This is a genomic window from Lysobacter korlensis (assembly GCF_042434515.1).
This window is the reverse complement of record NZ_JBHLTG010000001.1, coordinates 469,872-487,924: the sequence shown is the minus strand read 5'-3', so window position 1 is coordinate 487,924 and position 18,053 is coordinate 469,872. Positions and strand designations below refer to the sequence as shown.

Genomic DNA, 18,053 nt, shown 5'->3' with positions numbered 1-18,053 from the left:
GTCAGTTCGCGCCGGCAGCGGGCTGCTTGGCCTTGGCAATCACCGATTCGACCGAGCCGGTCGTGATCGGGTGGTAGCCCGGGCGCGCCTTCGCGAATGTCGCCTCGGCCAGCTTCAGGCCTGCGGGCGTTTTTACCAGCTCGCTGTAGGTCGGCATGATCAGCTTGCGGCGGCCGATCGTCTGCAGGAACTGCGCGATCTCGTCATTGGCCCGCGCATAGCCGCTGCGCACCGCGAGTGGATACCAGCGCTGCGCGATCTCGCCGTTGCGCGTGCCGGTGAACTTGTACCCGGCATCGAGCTTGGCCATCTGCTCGGCGGTGAGCTTTTCGGGCATGCCCTCGATGAAGTGCACCCACTCCTGCGTGACCCACTTGTCGGTCATCGCCTTGTCGGGCAGCGTGCCCGCGTCGAGGAACGCCTTGCGAGCCGCGTCGACCGCGTCGAAGCGCGGCGAGGCGATCTTCGGTGCGAACTCCGGCACGCCCGGCTCGTAGATCCACTGCTCGACTTCCTGCATCGTCACCTTGCCCGGGTGCTTGTCGATGAGGTTTTTCTGCAGGTAGTCGACGAACGTCGCGGTCGGGATCGACTGGAACGCGAAGTGGTCGAAATAGTTCTTCAGGAACGGATCGAACACCTCACGCCCGAAGCGCTGTTCGAGGAACTGCAGGAACCACGCGCCCTTGGTGTAGACCGTCGCGCTCGAGTTGTCGTCCGGGTCCTTAAGCACGCCGGGCTTGACCGCGAGCACCTGCAGCTTCGGGTCGATTTCCTTGTACTCGCTGGCCAGCTCGTTGCGCTCGATCACGTTCTCCATGTCGGCGCGCTCGCGGCCGTACAGGTCTTCGATGATGCGGTTCTCCACATACGAGGTGAATCCTTCGTTGAGCCACGCATCCTTCGCGGTCGAGAACGTCACCAGGTTGCCCGACCAGCTGTGCGCAAGCTCATGCGCGATCAGCGCGACCAGCGACTTGTCGCCGGTGATGACGGTCGGCGTGATGAATGACAGGCGCGGGTTTTCCATCCCCCCGTACGGGAACGACGGCGGCAGCACGAGCATGTCGTAGCGGTCCCAGCGGTACGGGCCGTACAGGCGCTCGTTCGCGACGATCATCTTCTCGGTGTCTTCGAACTCCTTCACCGACTTGTCGACCGCGCTCGGCTCGGCCCAAACGCCGCTGCGCTCGCTGATCGGCTTGAACACGAGGTCACCCGCGGCGATCGCGAGCAGGTAAGACGGGATCGGTTGCGGCATCTTGAAGCTGTACTCGCCATCGCGTGGCGCCTTCGGATCGTTGTCGGCGCTCATCAGCACCATCGTGTCCTCCGGGCTGGTCACGTTCGCGGTGTAGGTGAAGCGCACCTGCGGCGTGTCCTGCAGCGGCACCCACGAACGCGCATGGATCTGCTGCGACTGGCTGAACATGAACGGCTGCTTCTTGCCCTCGGTCATCGACGGCTCGAGCCACTGCAGGCCCGAGGCCTCCGGCGAGGTCTTGTACGTCACGCGGATGCGCTTGTTGCGCTCCGGCGCCGCGATCACAAGGCGGCTGCCGAGGACTTTGTCGGCAGGATCCACCGTGTAGACGAGATCGGTCCACTTGCCGTCAGGCCGCTCGCCGACGACCTTCTCGATGGTCAGATCGCGAGTGTCGAGCACAAGCCGGCCGTGCTTCGGATCCAGCCACTCCAGGGTGTAGGTCGCGCTGCCTTCAAGCTGCTTTTCAGCGAAGTCGACATCGAGCAGCAGCGCGATGTCCTTGGTGCGGACCTTGTCGGGCTCGGCGTAGGAATGCTCGTCGACGATCGCGGTCGCGTTCGTGTTCGCCGGGGCAGGCGCGGTGGCGGACGCGTCCGGGGATGTGGCGGCCGGGGCCGGCACCTCGGGCGAGCAGGCGGTGGCGAGCACGGCGGCAAGGCAAAGCGTCAGGCTGGAAATGCGCATGGGGAACCCGTATGGCGTTGACCGGTCGAGTTTAGCGTCACGGCCGCGGCGGGCGGCATGACTTTCCGCACCGGTGCTCAGCGGCGAGCCACGTTAGGCTTTCGCGCATGCCTCTCCTGACTTCTTTCCGCGGCCCCGTGCGGGCTGCCGCCGTGTCCGCCTCCCTGTACGCCGCCTGCGTTGCCGCGCCGCTGCGCGCGGCGGACGGCCCGGTGGTCGCGCCGCGCGTGGATGCCGACATCGTCGTCGATGGCCAGCTTGACGAGGCCGCGTGGCAACAGGCCACGCAGGTCGAACTCGCGTACGAGATCCAGCCCGGCGACAACCGCGATGCAGCGGTCGCGACGACCGCCTACATCGCCTACACCGACGACGCATTGCTGGTCGCGTTCGACGCGCGCGATCCGGACCCGGCGAAGATCCGCGCGTTCCTGCGCGACCGCGACTCGCTGTACCGCGATGACTTCGCCGGCATCATGCTCGACACGTTCGACGACCAGCGCCGCGCGTACGAGTTCTTCGTCAATCCGCTCGGCGTGCAGGCCGACCTCGTCAAGGACGAGGCCAGCGGCCACGAGGACGACGCCTGGGACGGGCTGTGGACCAGCGCCGCGCAGATCACCGACTCGGGCTACCGCGTCGAGATGCGCATTCCGTTCGCGACGCTGCGGTTCCGTCCCGCCGACGGCGCGCGCCGCTGGGGCGTGCGCTTCCTGCGGGTGCGCCCGCGCGAGCATCGCTACCTCTATGCGGACCACCGCATCGAGCGCGGCGCCCGCTGTGACCTGTGCACGATGCGCAAGCTCGAGGGCTTTGCCGGTATCCGCCAGGGCCGCGGCCTGGAGATCACCCCGACGCTGACCGTCGCGCATGCGCAGACGCGCGACGGCGCCGACTGGCGCAGCGACGGCACGCAGATCGAGCCCGGCGTCGACGTGGCCTGGACGCCGAGCCCGAACCTTACGCTCAGCGCAACGCTGAACCCGGATTTTTCGCAGGTCGAATCCGACTCCGCGCAGCTCGACCTCAACACGAGTTTCGCGCTGTTCTTCCCGGAAAAGCGGCCGTTCTTCCTCGAGGCGGCGGACACGTTCAACACACCGCTGCAGGTGCTGTACACGCGCCAGATCGCCGACCCGGATGTCGGCGTGCGTGTCACCGGCCGCCTGGGCTCGAACGCATACGGCGCGGTGCTCGCGCGCGACGCGGTCACGCAGCTGCTGATTCCGGGCGCGCTCGGTTCGCGCTTCCGCCTGCTCGATCAGGCCTCCGATGCGGCGTTCGCCCGCTTCCGGCACGACTTCGACGGCCAGGCCAGCCTCGGCGCGGTGATGTCGCTGCGCAGCGGCGACGAATACCGCAACGCGCTGGCCGGGTTCGACGGCCGCTGGCAGCGCGGCAGCCACTCGCTCAGCGGCCAGTGGCTGCGCAGCGACTCACGCTATCCGGGCGAGATCGCGCTCGACGATGCGGCGCCCGCCGGCGATGCACTCGTCGCGCGCTACAACTTCGGCAACCGCGAGTGGAATGCACACCTGCACCACACGCGCATCGATCCGGGTTTCCGCGCCGACCTCGGCTTCATCTCGCAGGTCGGTTTCGACCGCAGCGTCGCCGGCGCCAACCGCCACTGGTACGGCGCCGACGGCGCGGCGATAACGCGCGTGACGGTCGGCGGCGACTGGGACATCACCCATCGCAGCGACGGCCAGGTGCTCGAGCGCGAGGTCGAAGCCTCGGTCGGCGTACGCGGGCCGCGTCAGAGCGCTGCGCAGGTCGGCGCCGGCACACGCGAGCGTTTCTGGAACGGCCGCATGTTCGATGAGACGTTCCGCTCGCTCTACCTCGAAGCCACGCCATGGGCCGGCGTGCGCACCGAGCTGTTCGCGCAGACCGGAACCCAGCTCGACCTGCGCGCATCGCGGCTCGGCGATTACACGCAGATCGGCGCCGAGCTCGGGCTCGACATCGGCCGGGGCATCAACGTATCGCTCGACGGCAACGTCCAGACGCTCGAGCGCGACGGCGGCACTGCGTTCCGCGCGGTGGTGCTCGATTCGCGCGCGAGCTGGCAGCTCGATCCGCGCCAGCGCCTGCGCCTGTCGGTGCAGGCCAGCGAGGTCGAGCGCGATCAGGCGCTATATACGACTGCCGTCGAGCGCCGCAGCCGCGAGATCGCCGCGCAGCTGCTGTATTCGTACAAGCTCAATCCGCGCACCGCAGCCTACCTGGGCTATTCGCACGGCGGCTATGCCGACGATGACCAGGTGCGGCTGGCGGACCGAGACCGCGGCGTGTTCCTCAAGCTCAGCTACGCATGGCAGCCGGGCGGCTGATGCAGCGGCGTCAACCGTAACGGCGCCGCGATCGGCCGATGCACCCAGACCGCGCGAAGCGGCCCGGGCATGCGGACCACCCGCGAGCGGGTTTAGACCTTGCAGCCGGCGTGGATGGCGACGAGCGGTCTCAGACCTTGTAGCCGGTGTGGACGGCGACGATGCCGGTCGACAGGTTCTTGTAACTGCAGCGCGCGAAACCGGCCGCTTCCATCATCGCGCGCAGCTCGTCCTGCGGCGGATGCTTGCGGATGCTCTCGGCGAGGTACTGGTAGCTGCCCGCATCGCCTGCGAACAGCTGGCCGAGCCGCGGCAGCACGTTGAACGAATGGAAGTCGTACACGGGCTTGAACCACTCGGCCTTGACCTCCGAGAACTCCAGCACGCGGACCTGCCCACCGACCTTGAGCACGCGCTCCATTTCGCGCAGCGCGGCGTCCTTGTCGGTGACGTTGCGCAGGCCGAACGCGATCGTGATCAGGTCGAAGCTCGCATCCGGGAACGGCAGCTTCTCGGCGTTGCACTGCACGTACTCGAAGCCGGCGACGCGGCCGCGATCGATCATGCGGTCGCGGCCGACGCGCAGCATCGCGCCGTTGATATCACCGAGCACGACGCTGCCGGACGGGCCCACGCGGTCGCGCAACAGCGCGGCGATGTCACCGGTGCCGCCGGCGAGGTCGAGCACGCGATCGCCCGGGCGCACCTGCGAGGTTGCGACGAAGTAGCGCTTCCAGACCCGGTGGATGCCGAGCGACATCAGGTCGTTCATCAGGTCGTACTTGCGCGCGACCGACGAGAACACCTCGCCGACGAGTTTCTGCTTGTCCTCGACGCGCACGTCGCGGAAGCCGAAATGGGTGGTGCCGCTGCGGGGGTCTTGGTCGCTCATGCGGCGATTATCGCACCGTCGCGACGGCTCGCCGCCGATTCGTCGCACGCGTGCAGCGCGGGCAAGCGCGTCAAGTGAACGCGCAACCCCGACCGGTCGCTCGGCGGGCCAGACGCGTGGCATCGCGGCGTTCCGCTGGGACCTGTGTCCGCTCCAAAACAAAAGGGCCCGCATGCGCGGGCCCTTCTGGTTACAGCAGGCGCTGGATCAGTAGCTGACCGAAGCGCTCGCGCAGCTCGTGGTGCCGGCGTTGCAGACCTTGTAGGTGATCGTGCCGCTGCCGCGGACCTTGACCGAGTCCGTGTAACCGCCGGTGTTGCTGGTCGCCGAGGCGATCTTCGTGTTGCCGCGGAAGATGTCCACGGTCACGTCGCCACCCGCCCACGCCAGGCCGACCTGGAGCTTGCCCTTCGACGTGCCCTTGTTGGTCGCGGTCAGGCCGGTCGGTGCCGTCACCGGATCGGTCGTGCCACCGCCGACGAGCTTCTCGGCCGCCTTGAACGTCTGCACTAGGCCATAGCCGTAGTTGACGTCACGACCGGCCGTGCCCAGGTCGAGTGCAGTGGAGTTCAACGCGTCGCGCACCTGCGTGTTCGTCGCGCCCGGGTTCGCGCTCCAGACGATCGCGGCGGAGCCCGCCACATGCGGCGTCGCCATCGACGTGCCGTCGAGGTACGCGTAGCCGCTCGTGTTCGCCTCGTACACCGTGCTCGCGTTACCGGTCTGGCCCAAGGAATTTGCCACCAGAGCCCGGCCGTCTTCCTGGCTGATGGTCAGGCCTGGGATTTTCGAGGTCACGCCGTCGCCCATCGTGCCGGAGAACCCACCGGACACGTTGTTGTAGATGACGGCCGCGACGCCGCCGCCGGCGGTGACGTTGTTGACCTTGTCGGCGAAGCTGATGCTGCCGCGCTCGCACAGGACCACACGGCCGCTCCAGTTGCCGACCGCGTTGCACAGTCCGCCATCAACGAGCGCGGCGCTTGCGGTGCCCTGCATCGAACCGGTCAGCGCCGACGCCATGTAGTCCGTGGTGCCGACCGACAGCGCCGCGTCGCGGAACGGATAGGTGCTGAGCACGCCGACGCCCGGCGCCGCGATCTCGACCGCGCTGTTGTACTGCGAGAAGTCGGCCTTGACGTTGTTCTGGTCGACCGCGGCCACCGACATCACGCTCGCGTAGGACGCGGGGTAGCTCGACCGGTTGTTGCCGTCGTTGCCCGCCGCGGCGATGCTCAGCACGCCCTTGGCGTTGAGGTCGTTGAACGCGGCTTCTTCGGTGCGGCTCGCGGCGCCGCCGCCGAGGCTCATGTTGATGACCTTCGCGCCCGCATCGCCGCAGCGCGTTGCCGCGTCAACGAGCGTGGACGCGTAGCTCCAGGCGCAGGTCTCGCCGTCGAACACCTTCACGATGTGCAGGCCGACCTTGCCCGGGCTCACGCCGACGACGCCGGTGGAGTTGTTGACCGCGGCGATCGTGCCGGCGACGTGCGTGCCGTGGCCGCAGCTGTCGGTGTTCCAGCTCTGGCCACTGCTCGCGTAGCCGGTCATTTCGACGCCCGCGAAGTCCTCATGGTTCGCGTTGATGCCCGAGTCGATCACGCAGACCTTGATGCCGCTGCCCTGGGGGCCGACAGCCCAGGTCTCGGGCGCCTGCACGTTCTTGATGCCGTACGGCGTGGTCTGGCCGAGCGGGTAGCGCGGCGCGTCGAGCTCGACATACTCGATGTTCGGGTTGTTGCGCAGGCCCTGCAGCGCGGTCGCGGGGACGGACACCGCAATGACGTTCTGACGGTTCAGCTTGAGATGCACGCGGCCACCCGCGGCGCGCACGGCCGATTCGGCCTGCGCTGCGGCGCCAGGCTTGAACTTCACCATGACCCGGTTCGGGTCGGGCTTTGCCGCGAACGAGGTGGCCGAGGCAAGCAGGGCGGCCGCGCCAAGCGCGAGGGCAAGTGTGTTGTGCTTCATCAAGTGCATCTCCAGAAAGGGGTGGAAGTGAGACCGCGTGCGCCCTTCCGTGGTGACGCGTGTCCCGACCTTAGCAGAACAAAAGCTGAATGCCGTGTTGCGATGCAGCACAGATGAGACAAATCAGCCAGTGCTCCGCTCTACCCGATCTGTCGAATCGCATGGGTGGTATCCCTCCCCCAAGCGCTCGGGCGCCAGCCGACGCCCGACCGCCTGCGTCAGAGGATGTAGCGGCTCAGGTCCGGATCCTTGACCAGCTCGCCCAGGTGCGAGTCGACGTATGCCCGGTCGATCGTCACCGCCTGGCCGCCGCGATCGGGGGCCTCGAAGCTCAGCGTGTCGAGCAGACGCTCGAGCACCGTGTGCAATCGCCGGGCACCGATGTTCTCCTGCCGTTCGTTGACCTGCGCGGCGATCTCGGCGAGCCGCTCGACCGCTTCGGGCGCGAACTTGAGCGTGACGCCCTCGGTCTGCAGCAGTTCGACGTACTGGGTCGTCAGCGCCGCCTTCGGCTCGGTGAGGATGCGCACGAAGTCGTCCTTCGTCAGCGCGGTCAGTTCCACGCGGATCGGAAAACGCCCCTGCAGCTCGGGAATCAGGTCGCTCGGCTTGGCGAGGTGGAACGCGCCGGACGCGATGAACAGGATGTGGTCGGTCTTGACCGAGCCGTACTTCGTCGACACGGTCGAGCCTTCGACCAATGGCAGCAGGTCGCGCTGCACGCCTTCGCGCGAGACGTCGCCACCCATCGTGCCCGCATCGCTGCGCTTGGCGACCTTATCGATCTCGTCGATGAACACGATGCCATGCTGCTCGCAGGCATCGATCGCCGCTTCGCGGATGTCGTCCTCGTTGACCAAGCGCCCGGCCTCCTCCTCGATTAACTGCTCGCGTGCGGTGCGAATCTGCAGCGTCTTCTTGTGCGTCTTCGCGCCGGCGACCTGGGAGAACATCTGCCGCAGCTGCTGGCCCATTTCCTCCATGCCCGGCGGCGCCATGATGTCGACGCCGACGTTGATCGCCGTTTCGATCTCGATCTCGCGATCATCGAGCGCCCCGCTGCGCAGCTGCTTGCGCAGCTTCGCGCGGGTCTCGCTCTCCTGCACCGAGGCCTCCGATTCCTGCGGCTCCTCACCACCGAAACCGAACACCGTCGTGACACTGCGCTTGGGCAGCAGCGAATCGAGGATGCGTTCCTCGGCACGCTCTTCGGCCTGCGTGCGCACGCGCTGCTTGGCCTGCTCGCGATAGAGCTTGACCGCAGTGTCAGCAAGGTCACGGATGATCTGCTCGACGTCCTTGCCGACGTACCCGACCTCGGTGAAGCGCGTGGCTTCGACCTTCACGAACGGCGCGTTCGCAAGCGTCGCAAGGCGGCGCGCGATCTCGGTCTTGCCGACGCCGGTCGGGCCGATCATCAGGATGTTTTTCGGCATCACTTCATTGCGCAGCTCGGGCTCGAGCTGCATGCGCCGCCAACGGTTGCGCAGCGCGATCGCGACCGCGCGCTTGGCGTCGTGCTGACCGACGATGTGGCGGTCGAGCTCCTGCACGATCTCGCGCGGAGTCATGGTGGCGTTGGACGTATCGGGTCGATGCGGCATGGGTCAGGGCTCTTCGCTCCCGCTCGGGCGGGAAACCAGTGTCGGGATGGGGTGTCGTCGCGAGGCGAAACGCAGGGCCGGCGATGCCGGCTCAGAGCTCTTCGACGACGATGTTGCGATTGGTGTAGATGCACACGTCGCCGGCGATGTTCAGCGCTTCGACCGCGAGCGTCTTCGCGTCCAGCTGCGTGTGCAGCGCCAGCGCACGCGCGGCCGACAGCGCGAACGGACCGCCGGAACCGATCGCGATGATGCCGTCCTCGGGCTCGATCACATCGCCGGTGCCGGAGATGATCAACGAGGTTTCCTTGTCGGCGACGGTCAGCAGGGCTTCGAGCTTTCCGAGGCGCCGCTCGGTACGCCAGTCCTTTGCCATCTCGACCGCCGCACGCGTGAGCTGGCCATGTTTTTCGAGCTTGGCCTCGAACAGTTCGAACAGCGTGAACGCATCGGCCGCCGCGCCGGCGAAGCCCGCCAGCACGTGTCCGTCACGGCCGAGCCGGCGCACCTTGCGCGCGTTGCCCTTCATCACCGTATTGCCGAGCGTGACCTGGCCGTCACCCGCGACCGCGACGCGGCCATCGCGGCGCACCGACAGGATCGTCGTGGCGTAGAACACGTGGGGGTTGTGGCTGGGATCCATGCGGCCTCCGTGGGTGTCCGAACGAGGTGGGGGCCGCGATCGTCGAGGTCAAGAGCTTGCGCTGTGATGGGCTGGCCACCAGAAGTCGGCGCATGGATCGCTGGTGTTCGGCCGAACCCGCGTAGCTACGGCCGGGAGATGCCACCACCACCGGCTGCGCTCGTTGCGACGAGCGCAGCGGGCGGATTATTCGTCGCTGCCGCGCTTGCGGCGCGCGCGAGGATGCGCGGCGTCGTAGACCTTTGCCAGGTGCTGGAAATCGAGGTGGGTGTAGATCTGCGTCGTCGCGATGTCCGCGTGCCCGAGCAGTTCCTGCACGCCGCGCAGATCGCCCGAGGATTCGAGGATGTGGCTCGCGAACGAGTGCCGCAACAGATGCGGGTGCACGCGCTTGAACAGCCCCTGGCGCTGGGCGAGCTGGCTGATCCGCAGCTGCACCGCACGCGGTGTGATCGTGCCGCCGTTTCGACCGGGAAACACCGGCGCGTCGTGAGCGGCGCCCGTGGATTCGCGCCACTGCCCAAGCGCGGCGCGCGCGTGCGAGCCGATCGGCACGCTGCGCTGGCGCCGGCCCTTGCCGAGCACGTTGACCAGCCCGTCGGCGAGGTCCAGATCGCGCCAGTGCAGCCCGCACAGCTCGCTCACGCGCAGGCCCGACGAATACAGCAGCTCTAGCAGGGCGCGGTCGCGTAGCCCGAGCGGCACATCGGTCGGCACTTCGACCAGCGCGTTCGCCTCGTCGGCGTCGAGCACCTGCGGCAGCTTGCGCGGTGACTTTGGCGCGCGGATCTGCGCAGCCGGGTTCGCCGCGATGCGCCCGTGGCGCAGCAGCCAGGCGAAGAAGCTGCGACAGGCCGACGTGCGTCGCTGCAGGCTTTTCGGCGACAGTCCGCGCCGGTGCTCGGCGGCGATGAAGGCGCGCAGCTGTGGCGGCTGCAGGCCGGGCAGATCATCGATGCCCTGGGCCGTGCACCACTCGGCGAGCGCGGCAAGGTCGCGGCGGTAAGCATCGAGCGTATGCGGCGAGGTCTGGCGCTCGACGCGCAGGTAGTCGAGAAACCCGTCGACCGGACTCTGCGCCGGACCTGCCGCCACCGCGATCGCTCCCGCGTCAGTCGGCGAAGCGTGCGAGCGCGGCCGTGAGCGCTTCGCCCATCATGCGCAGGAAGACCGTGCCCATGCCGGGGAAAAACCGGTTCGCATCGCGGCTGCCGACGGCAACCAGGCCAATGCCCGGCACGGCGATCAGCGCGCTGGACTGCACTTCGCTGCCGCGTGCGCCGTACAGCAGCGCGTGTTTTTCAGGCTGCAATCGCCCGCACAGCGGCTCGCCAGTCGCCAGGCAATCACGGAACGGCTGCAGTCGCGTGTCGTCGGCGGCGATCACCTGCCACCAATCGGCCTCGGCGAGGCCTTCGACCGGCTGCAGCAGCACCAGACGGATCAGATCGCCGCTGAAGTCCTCGGCGAGGCTTGCGGCAAACGCGCGCACTGAATCGGCCGCGCTGCGCTGGCGCATCAGCAGCATCGTGAGCTGGTGCGTGCGTACGCTCAGGCGCTCGTTTTCCTGAGCAAGCGCGAACAGCTCATGCAGCCGCCGCGACAGTTCGCGGTTCTTGTCGCGCAGCACTTCAAGCTGGTAGCTCGCCAGCGACGAGGCCGATCCCTGTTCGCGCGGAACGACGAGCGTCAGCGCAAGATCGGGGAACTGCTGCAGGAAGCGCGGGTGACGGCGAAGCCAGGCGGCGACTTCGTGCGCGCCCAGCTTGTCAATGTCGATCATCGATCCATTCCCCTTCGAATACGAATGCCGCAGGCCCGGTCATCGACAGCACTGCGCCATCGTGCGGCCATTCAATTCGCAGCTCGCCGCCCGGCAGCGCGACGGTCACGTCCCGCCCGACGCGGCCGCGCCGCATCAGCACGGCGGCTGCGGCGCAGGCACCACTGCCGCAGGCGAGTGTCTCGCCGGCGCCGCGCTCGTACACGCGCAGGCGGATGCGATCGGTCGTGACGACCTGCGCGAAGCCGACGTTCGCCGACTGCGGGAATGCGCCGCTCGCCTGCAGCCGCGCACCAACGAACGCGACCGGCGCCGCGCCAACGTCGTCGACCTCGATCACCGCATGCGGGTTGCCCATCGACACTGCACCGAATGCAAGCAATGTGTCGTCGACTTCGAGTGCGTACTGGTCCTGCGCGGTCGCAAAGCCGTGCAACGGCACCTGCGCCGGATCGAACTGCGGCATGCCCATCGCGATGCGGTACTGCCCCTGCCCCAGCGGCGTCACCGCATGGCGCCCGGCCGGGCTGTCGAGCATGAACTCGCCCGACCCTGCCGCGCCGTCGCGCACCAGCCAGGCCGCGATGCAGCGCGCGCCGTTGCCGCACTGCTGCGAGGGCGTGCCGTCGCTGTTCCAGATGCGGTAGCGCGCGACCGCACCGGGCTGCTCGGCGTCTTCGATCGTGAGGATCTGGTCGCAGCCGACGCCGGTGTGGCGGTCAGCGAGGGCACGGCAATGGTCGGCGTCCGGCGACGGCGCACCACCGCGCAGATCGAGCACGACGAAGTCGTTGCCGGCCCCGTGCATTTTCGTGAAGCGCAACAACGCCGCGGTCATCAGCTCAGCCCGCCATCGGCGGATCGGCCGGAATGTCGTTCGGCTCGATCGCATCGACGCCGGTATCGGCTTCGGGCTCGACCTGTGGCAGCGCGTCGGGATCGGGCACGGGCCGCGCGGCTTCCGGCAGCGGGCCTTCTTCGGGCACCGGCACCGATGGCAGCACGAGCGGGCCTTTGTTGCCGCAGCCGGCCAACAGCAGCGACGCAAGGAGAACGGCGAAGGTCTTGGCAGTCATGCCGCGGAGTGTAGCGGGCTTGCCACGGCTGCCAAGCGCCCGCGGTCACGTGCCGCGTCGAAGCACTCGGTCAGTGCGGAGGTTCGGGACGCCGCCACAGCCAGACAGCCACCACCGCCATGATCGAGATTCCGGTGGCCGCCATCCAGATGCGGGGCGCGGTCAGCAGCATGACCACCGCGGCGACCGCCATCGACGCAATCGCCGCGCGCTTCGCGCCGGCGCCCACCGCCCCGTGTGCCTGCCAGTCGCGGATCATCGGGCCGAAGCGGCGGTTCGCAAGCAGCCAGCCATGCAGGCGCTGGGAACCACGCGCCGCCGCGTACGCCGACAACAGGACGAACGGCACCGTCGGCAGACCGGGCACGGCGACGCCGATGATTCCGAGCCCGAGCGCGGCGTAGGCGAGCAGCCACCAGGCCCAGCGGAAGCGGTTCGGCGCGGGTGGTGACATTTCTCGCTTCGGGTTGGGTGATTAAAGCACTCGTGTGCGGGCTCTCTCGGCCCGGGTCCGGGCGCCGGAGGAACGCTTTTCCGCTCGGTCGGGCATCCTGCCCGACTCGCGGCTCGGGCCATCCATGGCCCGCTTCACGCATTTGCTCCGCCGCCCGAACCCTCGGATATTGCCTAGGCGTCCTGAAGAAAAGCGGAGCTTCAAACGCCATTCTTCAAGCGCGAGATTGACGGCGCCGTCGAGTTCCGGGACGCCATGCTGAACGTAAAAACCTATCCACGGAATGCTGCTCGCGGACTCAAATCAGATCGTTCACCGCTCAAGTTGATGAGCGGAATGGCAGCGCGAAGAAGCTCTTGAACCGCACCCACCATAATTCTTCCGAGGGGCGGGCCGACGGGGTGTATTGCGACGAGCCGGCCATGGATGGCCGGCGCGGCGAGTCGGGCCAGGATGGCCCGACCGAGCCGAGAGCAATACGCCTCGCCGGCCGGCCCCGGGCTCGGGACAGGCGGCGTGGCTTTTGCAGGCGATCAGTGGCGTCAACGCCGCAGTGAGGCGAAACGAATGCCGAGCCGCCTGCGCAACGCCAGATTGCAGCGGACCGACTACTTCACGGCCGCCGCAGCCTCTGCGCTCCCGCCCTCGACCCCCAGTTGATCGAGCGTGAAGGCATACATCTCGGCAAGCTCGCGGTAGCGACGGAAGCGGCCGGACTTGCCGCCGTGGCCGGCGTCCATGTTGGTGCGGAACAGCACCGGCTTGTCGGAGGTGTTCAGGTCACGCAGGCGCGCGACGTACTTGGCCGGTTCGAAATACTGCACCTGCGAATCCCACAGACCGGTGCCGATGAACATCGCCGGATAGGCCTGCTTTTTCAGGTTGTCGTAGGGCGAATACGACAGCATGTACTCGTAGTAGTCCTTCTGCTCCGGGTTGCCCCACTCGTCGTATTCGTTCGTGGTCAGCGGGATCGTCGGGTCGAGCATCGTAGTGACCACGTCGACGAACGGCACCTGCGACAGGATCAGCCGGTACTTGTCGGGCGCCATGTTGCTGATCGCGCCCATCAGCAGGCCGCCGGCGCTGCCGCCATAGGCCGCTACGCGATCCTTCGCCGCATAGCCTTCCTTGACCAGGAAATCGGTGACGTCGATGAAGTCGGTGAACGTGTTCTTCTTGTTGAACAGCTTGCCCTGGTCGTACCAGTCGCGGCCCATCTCCTGGCCGCCGCGGATGTGCGCGATCGCATAGACCATGCCGCGGTCGAGCAGGCTCACCACCGGCAGGTTGAACGCCGGGTCCATCGAGTTGCCGTAGCTGCCATACGCGTACTGCAGCAGTGGCGCGGTGCCGTCCTTCTTGAAGCCTTTCTTGTAGACGATCGAAACCGGAATCTTCGTGCCGTCCTTCGCGTTAGCCCACACGCGCTCGGTGACGTACTTCTCCGGGTCGTAACCGATCACGGGCTGCTGCTTGAGCAGCTTGCGCTCGCCGGTCTTGGTGTTGACCTCGTACGTCGTCGCCGGCGTGGTCAGCGAGGTGTAGGTGTAGCGCAGCCAGTCGGTATCGGGCTCGGCATTCGTCGCCAGGCCCATGCTGTAGGCCGGCTCGTCGGCCTTGACGTATTCCTCCTGCCCCTCGCCCTTCAGAAGGCGCAGCCGCTCCAGGCCATTCGAGCGTTCGGCGATGGCGGTGAAGCCATCGAACAGCTCGAAGCCTTCGATGAACACGTCGTTGCGGTGTTCGATCCAGTCCTTCCACTGCGCGCGCGAAGTCGCATCGGTCGGCGCGGTCATGATCTTGAAGTTCTTCGCGCCGCCTTCGTTCGTGCGGATCACCCAGCGGCCGTCGTGGTGGTCGGCGCTGTATTCGACGTCGCGCTCGCGCGGGGCGAGTACGGTGAACCTGGCCGGGTTCGCGGCCGGCGCGCAGCGGCTTTCGCTGGACACCGTGCTTTCCACGCCGATGCAGATGAACTTGTCATCGCGCGTGCGGCCAATGCCCATGTAGAAGCTTTCGTCTTCTTCTTCGTAGACGAGCTCGTCCTGCGACGCCGGCGTGCCGAGCACGTGCTTCTTCACGCGCTTGGTCAGCAGCGTTTCCGGGTCCTTCTCGATGTAGAACAGCGTTTTGTTGTCGTCGGCCCAGACCAGGTTCGGCGACACGCCACTGATCCGGTCTTCATAGATTTCGCCGGTCTCGAGGTTCTTGACGCGGATCGTGTACTGGCGGCGGCCCACGTCGTCCTCGGCCCAGGCCAGCAATTTGTTGTCCTGGCTGACCACCCAGTCGCCGACGCTGAAGTAGTCCTTGCCCTTCGCCATCTCGTTGACGTCGAGCATCACCTGCTCGGCCGCGTCCATCGTGCCCTGGCGGCGTGCGTAGACCGGGTAATCCTGGCCGGTTTCGAAGCGCGAGTAGTACCACCAGCCACGCTCGCGGTACGGCACCGAGCTGTCGTCCTGCTTGATGCGCCCGACGATTTCCTCGTAGAGCTTGTCCTCGAGCGGCTTGAGCCGCTGCATCGTCGTGTCGACGTACGCGTTCTCGGCGTTGAGGTAGGCGATGACGTCGGGGTTCTTGCGCGTGTCATCGCGCAGCCAGTAGTACTCGTCATTGCGCGTCGCACCGTGCGGCGCCTTGACCTCGTACGGCTTTTGGACGGCATCGGGCGGGGTGGGTGGAGTAGCGGAAGCAGAAACGGAAGTCATGAGTAACGTGGCCGCAAACAGGAAGGGGGAGGCTTTCATCGATGGGGTCCGGATACTCGGAGTGCAACCGCGACCCGACGGGGCGCGGTGAAGCTGGGCCTCATCATAGGAACAACGCGTGCGTGTTGTCCCGCAGGCCGGTGTGTCGGCAAGGCAGATGACCGTTGTCTCTTGGGCTGGATGGCTAGAGGCCGCGCCATTACACGTTCGATCCGCGCGGCGCTTGCCGAGGCGATATTCACAAGCGGCGCAGCGCGGCTCTCAGCGGAGAATGACGCAACCGCCGGCAGCATCCTGGCTCGGTTTGCGCGGACGCTCGCGGAGCTGAAACGATGCACGCCGGGCGTGAGAACCGCGGCTGGCCACGCGCACAGCAGCGTGCGGGTGGCCAGCCTGATACAAGACTCAGGACGGATCGCTGAGCTGGTTCCAGAGGAAGGTGAACGCAAGCGCGCTCATATGCGCGAGCTGGGCGTTATTCGCCGCACCGCCGTGGCCGCCTTCGATGTTCTCGTAGTAGCGCACGTCCTTACCGGCATCGAGCATCTTCGCCATCATCTTGCGTGCGTGCGCCGGATGCACGCGGTCATCGCGCGTGGAGGTCGTGAACAGCGTCGGCGGATAGTCCTTGCTCGGATCGAACAGGTGGTACGGCGAGAACGTCTGGATGAACTTCCAGTCGTCGGTGTCGGGGTTGCCGTACTCGGCCATCCACGACGCGCCCGCGAGCATCCTGTGGTAGCGCTGCATGTCGAGCAGCGGCACCTGCACGACGACCGCGCCGAACAGCTCCGGGTACTGCGTGAGCATGTTGCCGGTCAGCAGGCCGCCGTTGCTGCCGCCCTGGATGCCGAGGTGCTTGGGCGAGGTGATGTTGCGATCGATCAGGTCGCGCGCGACCGCCGCGAAGTCCTCATACGCCTTGTGACGGTTCTGCTTGAGCGCGGCCTGGTGCCAGCGCGGGCCGTATTCGCCACCGCCGCGGATGTTCGCAACCGCGTAGACGCCGCCCTTCTCGAGCCAGCCCTTGCCGACGCTTCCCGAATACCCCGGCGTCAGCGAGATCTCGAAGCCGCCGTAGCCATAGAGCAGCGTCGGCGTCGTACCGTCGAGCTTGAGCCCCTTGGGCTTGACGAGGAAGTACGGCACCTTCGTGCCGTCCTTGCTGGTCGCGAAGTGCTGCTCGATCTCGTGCGTCGACGCATCGAAGAACGTCGGCATCGTCTTCAGCACTTCGGGCTTTTCGCCGATCTGCGCCAGCGACAGCGTGCTCGGCGTGAGGTAATCGGTGGCGGTGATCCAGACCGCATCGCTCTCGTCGGCGTCGACGGCATTCACGCCGATCGTGCCGAACGTCGGCGCACCCGGGAACTCGCGTCGCGCCCACCCGCCCTCGCCCGGCGTCAGCACGCTGAGCTTGTTCTTCACGTCCTCGAGCACGTTGAGCACGAGGTGGTTCTTGGTCCAGGTGAAGCTGGCGAGCGAGCTTTGCTGGGTCGGCTCGAACAGCGTGGTGAATTCGCGCTTCCCGGCCATGAAGTCATCGAACTTCGCGGCGATCAGGCTGCCGGCCGGATAGGTCTTGCCACCGGCCTGGTACGGCTCACGCAGCTCGAGCACGAGCCAGTCCTTGTGTACGGACTTGTTCGCCGAGTTCGGCGCGTCGATCTTCGCAAGCGTGCCGTCCTTACCGCGCAGGTACATCTCGTCGTTGTAGAACGCGAGCGTGCGGCTGACGAAATCGCGTTCGAAGCCCGGTGTGTCGTCATGGAACGCCGCGATGTACATGTCATCGGGCTTGCCTTCGTAGACCACCTTCGCCGCACTGATCGGCGTGCCGCGCGTCCACTGCTTGACGATGCGCGGGTAACCTGAACTCGTCATCGAGCCTGGGCCGAAATCGGTGTAGACGTAGACATTGTCGCGATCGATCCAGCCGAGCGCGCCCTTCGCTTCGTCACGGAAGAAGCCGTCCTTGACCCAGCTCTTCGTGGTCATGTCGAACTCACGGGTCACGTCGGCGTCGGCGCCACCGCGCGAGAGCGCGACCAGGCAGCGCTCGTACTTGGGCTTGAGGCAGTTCGCGCCGTGCCAGACCCAGTTCTCGCCCTCGGCCTTGTTGAGTGCATCGAGGTCGATCACCGTTTCCCACTTCGGCTTGTCCTTGCGGTACTCCTCCAGCGTCGTGCGCCGCCACAGGCCGCGCTCGTGCTGCTTGTCCTTCCAGAAGTTGTAGTAGTACGGGCCGATCTTCTCGACCGCGGGGATCTTCGCGTCGGAGTCGAGGATCGAGCGGATCTCGCCCTCGAGCTTCTTGAACTGCGGCGTTGCGGCGAGCTCGGCCTCGGCCGCGGCGTTGCGCTCGCGTACCCAGGCAAGCTGGCGTTCGCCGCCGACGTCCTCGAGCCACTGGTAGCGGTCGGACGGTTGATTCACTTGCGCCTCCTTGGCGCCGGCCGCCTGCGGACCTGCTGCGAATGCGGGCGTCGCGACCGCGAGCGCGGCGGCGACGCCGGCATGGATCCAGACGGGAACGCGGGCCTGGGACGGCAGGGGCATGGCAACTCCGGCGAATGATGGAAAGCCGGAAACCTAGCATGCCGTCGCGAACGACGAGCTTGCGCGCCGT

13 protein-coding genes are annotated in these 18,053 nt (G+C 67.0%); 1 reads left to right on the top strand and 12 read right to left on the bottom strand.

Annotated features, from left to right (window positions below):
* Window position 1: 1 nt before the first annotated feature.
* A complete protein-coding gene (locus tag ACFFGH_RS02090) occupies window positions 2-1,951 on the bottom strand; it encodes a M1 family metallopeptidase (protein WP_386664387.1) in 1,950 nt (649 codons plus the stop codon).
* 107 nt (window positions 1,952-2,058) lie between these two features.
* On the opposite strand from ACFFGH_RS02090, the gene ACFFGH_RS02085 reads away from it, so the two are divergent.
* Window positions 2,059-4,287, top strand: coding sequence for a carbohydrate binding family 9 domain-containing protein (locus ACFFGH_RS02085; protein WP_386664386.1), 2,229 nt, complete (start codon window positions 2,059-2,061; stop codon window positions 4,285-4,287).
* 130 nt (window positions 4,288-4,417) lie between these two features.
* Here the strand turns inward: ACFFGH_RS02085 and ubiE are convergent, their stop codons facing one another.
* The 11 genes from ubiE to ACFFGH_RS02030 all read right to left on the bottom strand — a co-directional run bounded on the left by ubiE (window position 4,418) and on the right by ACFFGH_RS02030 (window position 17,983).
* Entirely contained in the window at window positions 4,418-5,179 is a 762-nt protein-coding gene (gene ubiE / locus ACFFGH_RS02080) for a bifunctional demethylmenaquinone methyltransferase/2-methoxy-6-polyprenyl-1,4-benzoquinol methylase UbiE (protein ID WP_386664384.1), read from the bottom strand.
* Window positions 5,180-5,386: 207 nt separating this feature from the next.
* Window positions 5,387-7,261, bottom strand: coding sequence for a S8 family serine peptidase (locus ACFFGH_RS02075; RefSeq protein WP_386664382.1), 1,875 nt, complete (start codon window positions 7,259-7,261; stop codon window positions 5,387-5,389).
* Window positions 7,262-7,368: 107 nt separating this feature from the next.
* Window positions 7,369-8,754, bottom strand: coding sequence for an ATP-dependent protease ATPase subunit HslU (gene hslU / locus ACFFGH_RS02070; protein ID WP_512700299.1), 1,386 nt, complete (start codon window positions 8,752-8,754; stop codon window positions 7,369-7,371).
* Between the two features lie 91 nt (window positions 8,755-8,845).
* Window positions 8,846-9,397 (bottom strand): ATP-dependent protease subunit HslV, encoded by a 552-nt coding sequence (hslV, locus tag ACFFGH_RS02065; RefSeq protein ID WP_386664379.1) that lies wholly within the window; start codon window positions 9,395-9,397, stop codon window positions 8,846-8,848.
* Between the two features lie 186 nt (window positions 9,398-9,583).
* Window positions 9,584-10,492 (bottom strand): tyrosine recombinase XerC, encoded by a 909-nt coding sequence (xerC, locus tag ACFFGH_RS02060; RefSeq protein ID WP_386664377.1) that lies wholly within the window; start codon window positions 10,490-10,492, stop codon window positions 9,584-9,586.
* A 16-nt stretch (window positions 10,493-10,508) separates the two neighbouring features.
* Window positions 10,509-11,180, bottom strand: a complete 672-nt coding sequence (locus ACFFGH_RS02055) for a DUF484 family protein (RefSeq protein WP_386664375.1) — start codon at window positions 11,178-11,180, stop codon at window positions 10,509-10,511.
* On the bottom strand, window positions 11,167-12,018 hold the full coding sequence (gene dapF / locus ACFFGH_RS02050) for a diaminopimelate epimerase (protein ID WP_386664373.1): 852 nt from the start codon (window positions 12,016-12,018) through the stop codon (window positions 11,167-11,169). Before dapF ends, ACFFGH_RS02055 begins: the two co-directional genes overlap by 14 nt.
* A gap of 4 nt (window positions 12,019-12,022) precedes the next feature.
* Window positions 12,023-12,256 carry an LPS translocon maturation chaperone LptM gene (gene lptM / locus ACFFGH_RS02045; protein WP_386664371.1) on the bottom strand — a complete coding sequence of 78 codons (234 nt, stop codon included), beginning with the start codon at window positions 12,254-12,256 and terminating at the stop codon, window positions 12,023-12,025.
* Window positions 12,257-12,326: 70 nt separating this feature from the next.
* On the bottom strand, window positions 12,327-12,710 hold the full coding sequence (locus ACFFGH_RS02040; protein ID WP_386664370.1) for a YbaN family protein: 384 nt from the start codon (window positions 12,708-12,710) through the stop codon (window positions 12,327-12,329).
* 608 nt (window positions 12,711-13,318) lie between these two features.
* On the bottom strand, window positions 13,319-15,463 hold the full coding sequence (locus tag ACFFGH_RS02035) for a S9 family peptidase (protein ID WP_386664369.1): 2,145 nt from the start codon (window positions 15,461-15,463) through the stop codon (window positions 13,319-13,321).
* A gap of 366 nt (window positions 15,464-15,829) precedes the next feature.
* On the bottom strand, window positions 15,830-17,983 hold the full coding sequence (locus tag ACFFGH_RS02030; protein ID WP_386664368.1) for a prolyl oligopeptidase family serine peptidase: 2,154 nt from the start codon (window positions 17,981-17,983) through the stop codon (window positions 15,830-15,832).
* Window positions 17,984-18,053: the final 70 nt, after the last annotated feature.